A 12,787-nucleotide genomic window follows, 5' to 3' on the forward strand; every position below is an offset into this window, starting at 1 on the left:
CGCCCCGGCCTGACCCCGCCCCGGCCTGACCCCGCCCCCGGCCTGGCCTCGCGTCGGACGCCTGATCCGCACGCCCGCTCCGGACGTCTGATCCGCACCCGACCCGACGCCGCCCCGGACCCGCCCTGGACCCGACCCGAAGCCGTACCGGACCTGCACCGGACGTCCGCATCAGGACGCCCGCCCCGGACGCCTGACCCGCCCCGGACCGAAGCCGCCACCGAGCCCCCACACCGACCGCCGGGCCGCGCCACCACCCCGGCGTGCCCGGAACCAGGGCCGGGCCATCCACGCCCGCCCCGCCACCACAGGGCCAACACGCCCACCACACAAGGGAGTCACCGATGTTTGCGCTCTCCTCCTCGCAGGAGATCGTCTGGCTGCACGAGCAGATGCTGCCCGGCAGTCGTGCGTACAACTTCACCGCCGTGCTCGACCTCTGGGGCACCCTCGACGAGGACGCGCTGCACGCCGGACTGGCCGCCGTCCTCGCACACCACCCGGGCCTGCGCCTGGAACTGGTCGCCCGCCCGGAGGGCCTGCCCGGCCAGCGGGTCGCCGAGCACTGCGAACCGACGCTGCGCCGCAGCGACTTCGCCGCCGAGGCCGACCCGGAGGCCACCTTCCGCGAGCTGCTGGCCGCCGAGGCCGAGGAGCCGGTGGACACCGAGAAGGCGCCGGTGCTGCGCTGGCACCTGGTGCGCCTCGGCACGGACCACCACCGGCTGATCCACGTCGAGCACCACCTCGTCCACGACGGCCACTCCTTCGCGATCCTGCTGCGCGACCTGTTCACCGTCTACCGCGCCCACGTCCTCGGCGAGCCCTACCAGCTGCCCGAGGCGCCCTCGTACGAGCAGCACGCCCGCACGGCCGTCGACCCGGACGCCCGCGAGCGCGCGCTCGCCTTCTGGCTGCGGGAGCTGACCGACGCCCCGCGCGAGGTCACCCTGCCCGGGCTGGCCAACCCCGGCGCGGTGCGCCGCCACCGCGGCGGCCAGATGCGCCAGGCGATCGGCGCCGACCTCGCCGAGCGGCTGCGCACCCGCAGCAAGGAGGACGGGCACACCCCGTTCAGCACCCTGCTCACGCTCTTCGCCGAACTGCTGCGCCGGCACTCCGGGCACCGCGAACTCGTCGTCGGCACCGCCGTCGGCAACCGCCCGGAGGGCTTCGAGGGCACCGTCGGCATGTTCGTGAACACCGTGCCGCTGCACCTGCGGCTGGACCCGGCCGCCCCCGGCACCGAGGCCGTCGACGAGGTGACCGACGTCCTGCTGCGCGCGCTGCCGTACCAGGACCTGCCGGTCCAGGAGCTGACCCGCCGGCTCGGCCTGCACACCGGCGGCGCCGACAACCCGCTGTTCAACGTGATGTTCAGCGCGCACGACGCCGCGCTGCCGGACGTCCAGGCGCCCGGTCTCGAAGTCTCGCTGTACGAGGGCTTCAACACCGGCACCACCCGCTTCGACCTCGACCTGGTGCTGCTGCCCGACGACCGCCGGGTGGTCGGCGAGAAGCACGGCGGCGCCGGGATGACCCTGGTCTGGGACTACGACGCCGACCTGTTCGGCGAGGCCGAGGCCACCCTGCTGGCCGACCGCCTGCTCCAGCTGCTGCGCTGCTACCTCGACCGGCCCGAGGCCGCGCTCGCCGCGCTCGACCCCGCCCCGGCCGCCGAACCCGCCACCGCCGTCGCCCGGGCCGGTCTCGACCCGGCCGCCGCCCACGACCCCACGGCCATCGCGATGATCGCCGGCACCGAGCGCCTCAGCTACGGCGAGCTCGACCGCCGCGTCACCCAGCTGGCCGAACGCCTGCGCGCCGCCGGCGTCACCCCCGGCCAGCCGGTCGCCGCCGTGCTGCCGCGCGGCGTGGACAGCGTCGTCGCCCTGCTCGCCTGCCTGCGGTACGGCGCCGTGTACGCGCCGCTGTCCGCCGAGGACCCGGCCGCCCGGCTCGGCCTGCTGCTGGACCGGCTGGCCCCGGCCCTGGTGCTGGCCACCCGGCAGAGCGCGCTCGCCCTGCCCGCCGAGGGTGTCACCCCCGCGCTGCTGGACGGCCCGGCCTTCCCCAAGGCCGAGCCCGCCGCCGTGCTGGACGGCGCCGCCTACCTGATCCACACCTCCGGCTCCACCGGCGTGCCCAAGCCCGTCCTGGTCGGCCGCGACGCGCTCGCCGGGTACGTCGCCGCGATCGCCGCCCGCTACGAACTGACCCCCGCCGACCGGGTGCTGCTGTTCGCCCGCCCGTCCTTCGACGTGGCGCTGGAGGAGGTGCTGCCCGCGCTGGCCGCCGGCGCCGCCCTGGTCGTGCCGCAGCGCGAGGTGCCCACCGGGCCCGAGCTCGTCGCCGTGCTCGCCGCCCGCGGCGTCACCGTCGCCAACCTGCCGACCAGCTACCTGCTCGCCGTCCGCGAGGACCTGCGCGAGGCGCTGCGCGACGGTCGCTGGGCGCCCCGGCTGCTCGTCCTCGGTGGAGAGCGCCTGCCCGCCCGCGCGCTGGCCGGCCTGACCGAGGCGACCACCGTGCTGAACGCCTACGGCGTCACCGAGGCCACCGTCACCTCCACCGTGTACGAGGTCACCGCCGCCGACGTGGCCGAGGACGGCGAGATCCCGCTCGGCGCCGAACTGGACGGCGTGCGCCTGCACGTCCTGGACGAGGCGCTGCGCCCGCTCCCGGCCGGCTGTGTCGGCGAACTCGCCGTCAGCGGAGACCTGTTGGCCGATGGCTACCTCGGCCTGCCGGAGCCGACCGCGGCCCGCTTCGTCACCGTGCCCGCCCTCGGCGGCGAGCGCGTCTACCGCACCGGCGACCGCGGCTACCGCGACCTGCGCGGCCGGCTGTGCTTCCTCGGCCGCGCCGACAACCAGGTCAAGCTCCGCGGCCACCGGATCGAACTGGAGGAGATCGAGGCCGCGGCCTCCGCCGAACTCGGCGGGCGCTCCTGCGCGGTGGTGCTGCACACCGACCCGCAGGCCGGCCCGCGCCTGATCGGCTTCCTGGAGGGCGCCGACCGCCCCGACCAGGCCGCCCTGCACGCGGCGCTCGCCCAGCGGCTGCCCGGCGGGCTCGTCCCCGCGACCTGGACGGCCGTCGAGACGATGCCCACCCTGCCCGGCGGCAAGCCCGACCGCGCCGCCCTCGCCCGGCTCGCCGACGAGGCCCCCACCCAGGAGGCCGCCCCGGCCGCCGAGAGCGCCTTCGCCGACCCCGGCCAGGAACTGATCGCCGCCGCCTGGCGCGAGGTGCTCGGCCACGACCGCTTCACCGCCGAGTCCCACTTCTTCGAGGTCGGCGGCCACTCGTTGCTCGCCGCCCAGCTCGCCGCCTGGCTGGAGCCGCACCTCGGCAGCCGCCCGCCGCTGCGCACCCTGTTCCGCCACGCCGTCCTGGCCGACCAGGCCAGCGCGCTCACCGGCCAGCACCCCGGAAAGGCAAACCGCGCATGACCGCCCCCTCCGCCGTCCTCGAAGACGGCCACCGCGAACTCGTCGACGCGTTCGAGAGCTTCGTCCGCCGCGAGCTCGTCCCGCTGGCCGCCGAACTGCCCGAGACCGCCGACGAGGTGCCCGCCGAACTGCGCGCCTACGTCCGCAAGCGTTCCGCCGCGCTCGGCTTCTACGCCGGCGACTACCCCGAGGAACTCGGCGGCGCCGACATGCCGTTCACCGCCGTCGTCCTGCTGCACCACGCCGCCGGGCGCAGCGGCTGCCCGCTCGCGCCGTACGCCCTGGCCGGCTCCGACGGCCCCAGCCCGCTGCTGCGGCACGGCACCCCCGAGCAGATCGAGCGCCACCTCGTGCCGCTGGTGCGCGGCGAGCAGACCCGCTGCCTCGCCCTCACCGAGCCGCACGCCGGCTCCGACGCGTTCCGCCTCACCACCACCGCCGTGCGCACCGCCGACGGCTGGGTGCTGAACGGCCGCAAGACCTTCGTCAGCAACGCCGACCGGGCCGGTCTGGTGCTCGTCGTCACCGCCACCGACCTCGGCGAGGGAGCCGGGCCCACCGCCGGCGCCACCGCCTTCGTCCTCCCGATCGACCAGCCCGGCCTGCGGATCGGCCAGCGCTACGAGGGCATGTCCGGCGAACCGCTGTTCGAGCTGCTGCTCGACCAGGTCACCGTCTCCGCCGACGCCGTGATCGGCGGCGAGGAGGGCGTCGGCGCGGCCACCGCCCTCGCCATGGACAGCCTCTCCCGGGGCCGCCTGGTCGTCGCCGCGATGTGCAACGGCATCGCCGAGTACGCGCTGCGCATGGGCGTCGAGTACGCCCGCGAGCGGCGCGCCTTCGGCAAGGTCATCGGCGAGTACCAGCACGTCCAGGAGCACCTGGTGGCCACCCGGGCCGAGGTGGAGTGCTCCAAGCTGCTCACCCTCGCCTGCGCCCGGCTGGTCGACGACGGCACCGAGGCGCCGGAGAACGCGGCGCTCGCCAAGCTCACCGCCTCCGAGACCGCCGTGCGCGCGGTGGACCGCTCGCTCCAGGTGCACGGCGCCACCGGCTGGGTGCGCGGCCACCCGCTGGAGTTCCTGTACCGCTACGTGCGGATGACCACGATCATCGAGGGGACCTCCGAGGTCCAGAAGGTGATCATCGCCCGCTCCATGGGCCTGAACTGACAGTCCGTCAACGGCCTGTCAACGGCCTGAACCACCTGGAGACGATGATGGAAACCCTGAGCATCGAATACGGTCGCCCGCACCAGGACGGCGCGGTCCTCGACCTGTTCGCCACCTGGGTGCACCGGACCCCGGACGCGCCCGCCCTGATCGACGGCGCCCGCACCTACAGCTACGCCGAACTCGACCGCCTCGCCGACACGGTGGCCGCGGCGCTGCGCGACCGGATCCGCCCCGGCGACCTGGTCGGCGTCTGCCTCGGCCACTCCGCCGCCCTGGCCGCCGTCACCCTCGCCACCGCCAAGCTCGGCGCCGTCCACCTGCCGCTCGGCCCGCGCCCCGGCGAGCGCCGGCTCCAGGCCGTCGCCGAGCAGCTGCGGCCCGCCTGCCTGGTCGGCGACCCGGCCCGACTGTCCCATGGCGGCGAGCAGTTGGCGCTCGACCTGGACCCGACCGGCGACGTGGTCGCCGCGTTCGTCCCCGGCGAGCAGGTCCACGTGCCCGCCGGCACCCACTACGCGGTGCTCACCTCCGGCTCGACCGGCACCCCCAAGGCCGTCGCCGTCGGCGAACCCGCCCTCGGCGCGCTGCTCCACTGGTACCGCGAGCTGACCGGCCTCGGCCCCGGCGAGCGGCACAGCCTGCTGATCGGCGTGTCCTTCGACCCGCACGTCCTGGAGCTGTGGGCCACCCTCACCTCCGGCGCCGCGCTCACCCTGGCCCCCGAGGCCGTCCGCTGGGACCCGGGCGCGCTCACCGACTGGTGGCGCGAGGCCGGCGTCACCGTCAGCATCCTGCCCACCCCGCTTGCCGAACCGATCCTGGCGCGCGCGTGGCCGGACGGGCTGGCACTGCGCCACCTCACCATCGGCGGCGACCGGCTGCGCCGCGCCCCCGGCCCGGACGTCACCGCGACCGTCCACAACGCCTACGGTCCCGCCGAGGCCACCGTCACCACCACCGTGCACACCATGGCGCCCGGCCTCGACCACGGCGCCGGCGCACCGCCGATCGGGCTGCCCGTCCCGGGCGCGGTCGTCCTGGTCACCGACGAGGAGGGCCGGCCGGTGCCGCGCGGCCAGGCCGGCGAACTGCGCATCGGCGGCCGGGGCCTGGCCGCCGGCTACCTCGACCCCGAGCTGACCGCCCGGCGCTTCGTCGGCGTGCCGCCCGGCGTGGACGGCATCGACCGGGTCTACCGCAGCGGCGACCGGGTGGTGATGCGCGCCGACGGCGTGCTGGAGTTCCACGGCCGGCTCGACGACCAGGTCAAGGTCAGCGGCGTCCGGGTCGAACCCGCCGAGGTCGAGGCCGCGTTCGAGCGCGACCCGCGGGTGCGCCGGGCCGTGGTGGCCGCGGCCCCGGCGCCCACCGGCGGCGTCCGGCTGCTCGCCTTCGTCCGGACCGCCGAGGGGTCCTCGGCGGCCGACGCCGACGAGCTGCTGGCGGCGGTCCGGCCGTGGCTGCCCGAGCAGGCCGTCCCGTCGGCCGTCCGCCTGGTCGACACCTTCCCGCTGGACGCCAACGGCAAGGTCGACCGCGCCGCCCTGCTCCTCGCCCCGGCCGCGGACGAGCCGGTCGCGACGGAGGAGGGCGCCACGCCCACCGAGCGCACCGTGCTGCGCCTGTGCCGCGACCTGCTCGGCCGCGCGGACCTCGGGCCCGGCGACAACTTCCTCGCCTCGGGCGGCAACTCGCTCGCCGCCGCACGGCTGCTGGAGGCCCTGGAGGAGGAGTGCGGGGTGCGGCTGCGCGCGCCCCTGGTGCTGCGCCAGCCCGACCTGCGGGCCGTCGCCCGGCTGGTGGCGGAGCGGCAGCCGACCGCCGCCGCCGCCGTCTGACCGCCCGCCCGCCCGTACGACCTGCGCAGGGCGCCCCGGCCGTTCGCGGCCGGGGCGCCCGGAAGGGACCCACCATGCCCACCGCGACCCTCCCGGACCTGATCGCCCGGCACGCCCAGGAGCGCCCCGACGCCCTCGCCGTGACCGACGGCTCCACCGTTCTGACGTACCGTCAACTCATCGACTCCTCGGCCCGGCTGGCCGCGACCCTGACCGCCCGGGGGATCGGCCCCGGCAGCGCCGTCGGCCTGCTCTGCGCCCGTTCCACCCGCCTGGTCGTCGCCCAGCTCGCGATCTGGCGGACCGGCGCCCACGTCGTCCCGATCGACCCGGCCTACCCGCGCCAGCGCATCGCCGAGATGACCGGGGACGCCGGAGTCCGGCTCGTCCTCGGCGACAAGACGCTGCTCGCCGAGGCCGGACTCGCCGAGGAGCAGACCCTCGCGCTGACCTCGACCCTCGTCCTGGCCGAGCCCGCCGCCCCGGCCGGGAACGGCCCCGACGCCATCGGTGCGGCCGCCCCCGACGCCGCCGACCCGGCCGCGCCCGCCCTGCTCTTCTACACCTCGGGCTCCACCGGCCGGCCCAAGGGCGTCATCGTCCCGCACAGCGCCGTCGCCGACCTGGTCACCGCCCAGGACGCGTTCACGCTCGGCCCCCGCGACCGGGTCCTGTTCCACTCCACGATCAGCTTCGACGCCTCCACCTTCGAACTGTGGGCCCCGCTGGCGCGCGGCGCCGCCGTCGCCGTCTCGCCGTCCGACCGGCCCACCGCCGAGGAACTCGTCCGCGACATCGAGCGGTTCGGCGTCACCACCGTGTTCATCACCACCGCCCTGTTCCACCACCTGGCCGCCCGGCAGTCCCGGATCTTCGGCGTGCTGCGCACCCTGGCCGTCGGCGGCGAAGCCCTGTCGCCCGAGTACGCGGGGGCGGTGCTGCGCGCCTTCCCCTGGCTCGAACTCTTCAACGTCTACGGGCCGACCGAGGCCACCACCTTCACCACCCTGCACCGGATCACCCCGGCCGACTGCACCACCGGCCCGGTCCCGATCGGCCGGCCCTTCGGCGGCGCCCGCACCCTCGTCCTCGACCAGGAGCTCGCCCCGGTGCCGCCCGGCACCGTCGGCGAACTGTGGATCGCCGGCGACCGGCTCGCCCAGGGCTACCTGGACCGGCCGGAGCTGACCGCCGAGCGCTTCCGCGACCTGCCCGGCACCGGCCGCGCCTACCGCAGCGGCGACCTCGTCCGCCAACGCCCCGACGGCGCACTGGAGTTCCACGGCCGCACCGACGACCAGGTGAAGGTCCGCGGCTTCCGGATCGAACCCGGCGAGGTCGAGCACGCGCTGCTGCAGTTCCCCGAGGTCGCCGAGGCGGCCGTCGTGGTCCGACGGCCCGGCCACACCGACGCCGCGCTCACCGCCTGCCTGGTCCTCGCCGACGGCAGCCGACCGGCCGTCGAGACCCTCCGCGCCCGGCTCGCCGACCGGCTGCCGGCCCACCTGGTGCCCACCGCCTGGACCGTACTCGCCGCCCTGCCGCTGACCGGCACCGGCAAGATCGACCGCCGCGCCCTCGCCGCCGCCGACGAGACGGCCGCCGACGGACCCGGCACCGCCGCCGCCCTCACCCCGATCCAGCAGGCCGTCGCCACCGCCTGGACCCGCGCCCTGGAACGCCCGATCACCGACCCGGCCGCCGACTTCCTCGCCGAGGGCGGCCACTCGCTGCTCGCCATGTGGGTCGTCGACGACCTCCGCGAGGACCTCGGCGTCGAACTCTCGCTCGCCGACTTCCTCGGCCACCCCACCGTCGCCGGCCAGGCCGACCTGCTCGAACGAGCCCTGCGCGCCGCGCACGACGACACCCCGCAAGGAGCCACCCGATGACCGCCGAGCACCCGGCCGTCGACCAGACCGCCGACCAGGCCGACCTGCTGCGCCGCGCCCGCCGCAACCGCCCCGCCGCGGGCGGGCGCCCGGCGGCCCCGCAGAGCGCGCCGACCGGCCAGGGCGACGGCCCGGCCGGCCCCGCCCCGCTCTCGCACGCCCAGCAGCGGATGTGGCTGATGGACCACCTCGGCCAGGGCGGTGCCCTCTACAACGTCCCGCTCGCCACCCGCTTGCGCGGACCGCTCGACCCCGCCGCCCTCGCCACCGCCCTCACCGGCCTCACCGAGCGCCACGCCGTCCTGCGCACCCGCTACGGCCGCCAGGGCGACCAGCCCCACCAGCAGACCGACCCGGTCACCCCGGTGCCGCTGCGCACGGTGGACGCCACCTGGGAGAACGGCGCCGGGAACAACGCCCCCGCCCTGCTCGCCGCCGAGGCCGCCCGCCCCTTCGACCTCGCCACCGGTCCGGTCCTGCGCGCCCTGCTGCTGCGGCACGGCCCGCAGGACCACACCCTGCTCCTGAACATCCACCACATCGCCGTCGACGGCGGCTCGCTGCCCGTCCTCGCCGCCGACCTGGCCGCCCTCTACGCCGCCGCCCGCGACGGCGTGGCGCCCCAACTCCCGCCGCCCGGACCGTCGTACGCCGAGTACGCCCGCGAGGAGCGCACCCGCGACGCCGAACTCACCAGCGCCGCCGACGCCCGCGCCCGACACCTGGCCGGCGCCCGCCCGCTGGCGCTGCTGCGGCCCACCCCGCCCGGGGCGCGCGAGCGCCGGGCCACCCTGCACGCCGCCCCGCTCGCCCCCGCCACCGTGGAGGGCCTGCGCCGGCTCGGCGCCCGGCACGGCGCCACCCTGTTCGCCGTCGTCCTGGCCGCCGCCTTCGCCACCCTGCGCACCGCCGCCGACCAGGCCGACCTCACCCTCGGCTGCGCCAGCGGCCAGCGCCTGCGGCCCGAACTGCGCCGTACCGTCGGCCTCGGCGTCAACACCCTCGCGGTGCGCGCCGACCTGGCCGGCGATCCCACCTTCACCGAGGTGCTCGGACGGGCCCGGACCGCGCTGCTCGACGCGCAGCAGCACCACGAGATCCCGTTCGACCTGATCGTCGAGCGGCTCGGCGCGGCGGCCCGCGGCGCCGACGGCACCCCGCTGCTGTCCGTCAGCTGCGACCTCGTCCACCCCGCCGAGCCGCTCACGCTGCCCGGCCTCACCGCCGAGGACGTCGAACTCGACCTGGGCCTGGCCAAGTTCGGCCTCGCCCTGCTGGTCGAGGACGGCCCGCAGCCGCGCTGCCTGGTCCAGCACGACCGGGACGCCCTCGACGAGGCCACCGCCGAGCAACTGCTCACCGCCTTCGCGGACCTGCTCGCCGCCGTCGCCGCCGACCCCGACCAGCCCCTCTCCGCGCTCCCCGGCACCCGCCTGGCCACCGCCCGGCACCCGGCCCTCGCCGCACTGTCGGCCGACCCCCGGGTGGTCGAGGCGGCCGTCGTCGAGACCGCCGACGGCCCGCCGCTCGCCTACGCCGTGGTGCGCGGCCCGGTCGCCCCGACCGGCGTCGAACTGCGCGCCGCACTGCGCCGCCACCTCGCCCCCGCCCACCTGCCGTCCGCCGTCACCCTGCTGGACCGGCTGCCCCGGCACGCCGACGGAACCCCGGACCGCGGCCGGCTGCCCGGCGCGGCCCCGACCGCCCCCGGGCGGTCCGGCCCGCTCGACACCGTCCGGACGGCGTTCGGCGAACTGCTCGGCACCACTCCGCCCGCCGACGGCGACTTCTTCGCCCTCGGCGGCCACTCCCTGGTCGCCGTCCAGCTCGCCGAACGCCTGCGCACCCGCACCGGCCTGCCGCTCACCGGCCTGGACGTGCTGGAGCAGCGCACCCCGCGCGCCCTCGCCGCCCTGCTCGCCACCCGCGAGGACGAGCGCCGCGCCGCCCCCGCCCGCACCGGCTCCCGCCCGGGCACCCGCACCCGCGCGGGCACCGTGCTGCTCACCGGCGCCACCGGCGGTGTCGGCGCGGCCGTCCTCCAGGAACTGATGGCCCAGGGCCGCCCGGTCCGGGCCCTGGTCCGGCCCGAGTCCGCCCACCTGCCCGCCCTGCACGGCGCCGAACTGGCCGAGGGCGACCTCGCCGACCTCGACAGCCTGCGCCGCGCGGTCGAGGGTGTCGACGCCGTCATCCACGCCGCCTGCACCTTCACCGAGCACGCCGTCGACCTCGCCGCGATGCGCGCCCTGGTCGAGGGCTGGCGCGGCGGCCCGTTCGTCTTCGTCAGCAGCATCGACGCCTACGGCCGCCCGTCCGGCACCGACATCCCCGAAGGCGGCCCGACCGGCGAACCGGTCAGCCCCTACGGACAGGCCAAGCTGGACTGCGAGCGCATCCTGTTCGAGGCGGCCGCCACCGGCCGGGGCCCGGCCACCGTGGTCCGCGCCCCGATCGTCTGGGGCCCGCACCAGCGCCTGCGCGACCAGCTCCGCTGGGGCTCCACCGGCGACCTCTACCAGGCCGCCCTGGCCGGCCGCCCGATCGCCCTGCCCGCCCCCGCCCCCGGCGACCGCTCTACCTGGTACGGCGCCGCCTGGGTGCACTCCGCCGCCCTGGCCCGCGCGCTCGCCGCCTGCGTCGCCGACGGCAACCCGGCGGCCGGCCGGATCGTCAACGCCGTCAACGGGCACGTCTCCTGGGCGGACTTCACCGGCGAGCTCGTGCGCCTGCTCGACTCCGGCAGCCCGCTGGACCTGCGCCCCGACGCCGATCCCGAACTCCGCCGCCCCTGGCACTACCGCGCCGAGACCCTCGCCGCCCCGCTGAGCCCCGAGCCGGGCGAGGACTGGCGCACCGTCCTGGCGGCGATGGTCGGCTGACCTGCACCGCTCCGCGTCGTGGCGGCCGGCCCGAGGCCGGCCGCCACGGCCGTTCGGGGGGCCGCCGCGGCTATATGATCACGCGGCCGAGATCACGTCACGGGGGAGCACGAGAACAGCGATGGCCGGGCAGGCAGTACTCGCACCGCCGAGGGAACTCCGCACCTGGTTCGGCCGGCGCTCGGTGCGGATGACCGGATCCGCGCTGGTGTGGCAGGAGGAACCGGAGGCCTTCCACATCCCCTACGGCCGGATCCGCCGGGTGCACGCCGTTCCCGGCCGGGGCGTGCTCTGGGACCTGTGCGTCGAGGTCGACCCGCCGGGGCGCGGCGAGCGCTCCGAGTTCCGCCTGGGCACGACCGACGCCAAGGCCCAGGCGTTCGCCGACGCCATCAACGCGCAACGGCTGAAACGGCTCGCCGAGGCTCCGGCCGACCCGACGCGGATCCGCGTCGAACCGTTCCGGCGGCCCAGGCCGCTGCGGCCCGCCGGCTGGCAGCTCGGCCTCCTCGCGCTGTTCGCCGGCTGCCTCACCGAGTCCGTCGCCCTGGCCCTGCTCGGCCACCCCGTGCGGGCCGGGTTCGTCTGGGCCGGCTTCGCCGCCTGGTGGGTGAGCGCCGCCTGGGCGGCGAACCTGCCCTGGCAGCTGCGGTACTGGCGCCAGCAGCAGGCACTCGGCGAGCTCCGCCCGGCGGAGTTCACCGGTTCCTACCTCGGGGAGTACAGGGTGCACGACGTCCACGGCCACTCCCGCAGCACCCGGCGCACGCTCCGGTACACCTACCGGGTGACCGACCAGCTCGGCACGGCGCAGCGGCACGAGTGCAGCGCCGCCGACGTGCAGGACGTGGCGCGGCCCCGCACGGTCCTGGTGGTGCCCGGCCGCCTGTCGGCGGACACGCCGGGCGGGCTCGCCGGCCACCTGGTGTGGATGGGCGTCACCGGCCTGCCGACCCTGGTCGCGGGCCTGGTCGGCCTGGTCCTCGTCCCGGGCCTGCTGCTGCCCTGAGCCGCCGGCGGCTCACCGATGCCGGCCACCTGCCCACCCGGGTGCGCGTCCGGCCTGGACTCCGGGTCCGCCTCCCGCCCCACCCGACGCGCACCCTTCCGTTTGCGGTCGCCCGGGCCGGGGTGTGGGGGCGGTGTGCCGGCGCTGGAGATCCACTGGAGGCCGCCTCAAGGCGGGTGGTTCGTGGCGGGTTGGGTGTGTTCTGGTGGATGGCGAAGCAGACCCGCCCCGGGTCCTGTCCGGCCGGACAGGACCCGGGGCGGGGCACACCGGGGGACGGTAGACGCTCGCGCATGGATGTGAGTGTGGAGGCTATGGTTCGCCGGCCCGGAGTGGATTTGACTGGTGGACATGAGGACGGACGCGCGGGGTTCGCAGAACCGCCCGGGTCCGCTGGTTTCGTCGACTTCTTCTCCGAATGGGGTGGCTGCTGTGGTTGCCAAGGGTGTTGTGGATCTTCCGGTCGGTGCTGGTGTGGTGCTGGTGGTGGGTGGGACGGGTAAGACCGGTCGGCGGGTGGCGGATCGGTTGGCGGG

The 12,787-nt window shown here is 76.7% G+C and carries 6 protein-coding genes; all 6 read left to right on the forward strand.

The window, feature by feature from the left end:
* Positions 1 to 344: 344 nt before the first annotated feature.
* The 6 genes from AB0O19_RS36955 to AB0O19_RS36980 all read left to right on the forward strand — a co-directional run bounded on the left by AB0O19_RS36955 (position 345) and on the right by AB0O19_RS36980 (position 12,251).
* Positions 345 to 3,455 (forward strand): amino acid adenylation domain-containing protein, encoded by a 3,111-nt coding sequence (locus tag AB0O19_RS36955; protein WP_363626009.1) that lies wholly within the window; start codon positions 345 to 347, stop codon positions 3,453 to 3,455.
* A complete protein-coding gene (locus AB0O19_RS36960) occupies positions 3,452 to 4,627 on the forward strand; it encodes an acyl-CoA dehydrogenase family protein (RefSeq protein ID WP_363626011.1) in 1,176 nt (391 codons plus the stop codon). The genes AB0O19_RS36955 and AB0O19_RS36960 overlap by 4 nt, the downstream gene beginning before the upstream one ends.
* A gap of 47 nt (positions 4,628 to 4,674) precedes the next feature.
* Positions 4,675 to 6,468 carry an AMP-binding protein gene (locus AB0O19_RS36965; RefSeq protein WP_363626013.1) on the forward strand — a complete coding sequence of 598 codons (1,794 nt, stop codon included), beginning with the start codon at positions 4,675 to 4,677 and terminating at the stop codon, positions 6,466 to 6,468.
* A gap of 74 nt (positions 6,469 to 6,542) precedes the next feature.
* The gene (locus AB0O19_RS36970; RefSeq protein ID WP_363626015.1) at positions 6,543 to 8,360 is read left to right on the forward strand and encodes a non-ribosomal peptide synthetase; all 1,818 of its coding nucleotides are present in this window, start codon (positions 6,543 to 6,545) and stop codon (positions 8,358 to 8,360) included.
* Positions 8,357 to 11,242: a condensation domain-containing protein gene (locus tag AB0O19_RS36975; protein WP_363626017.1), complete on the forward strand. Its 2,886-nt coding sequence runs from the start codon at positions 8,357 to 8,359 to the stop codon at positions 11,240 to 11,242. The genes AB0O19_RS36970 and AB0O19_RS36975 overlap by 4 nt, the downstream gene beginning before the upstream one ends.
* Before the next feature lie 121 nt (positions 11,243 to 11,363).
* Complete coding sequence (locus AB0O19_RS36980; RefSeq protein ID WP_363626019.1) at positions 11,364 to 12,251, forward strand: hypothetical protein; 888 nt, start codon at positions 11,364 to 11,366, stop codon at positions 12,249 to 12,251.
* Positions 12,252 to 12,787 lie beyond the last annotated feature (536 nt).

It is taken from the genome of Kitasatospora sp. NPDC091276, from assembly GCF_040684355.1.
In the GTDB taxonomy this organism is placed as follows: Bacteria; Actinomycetota; Actinomycetes; order Streptomycetales; family Streptomycetaceae; genus Kitasatospora.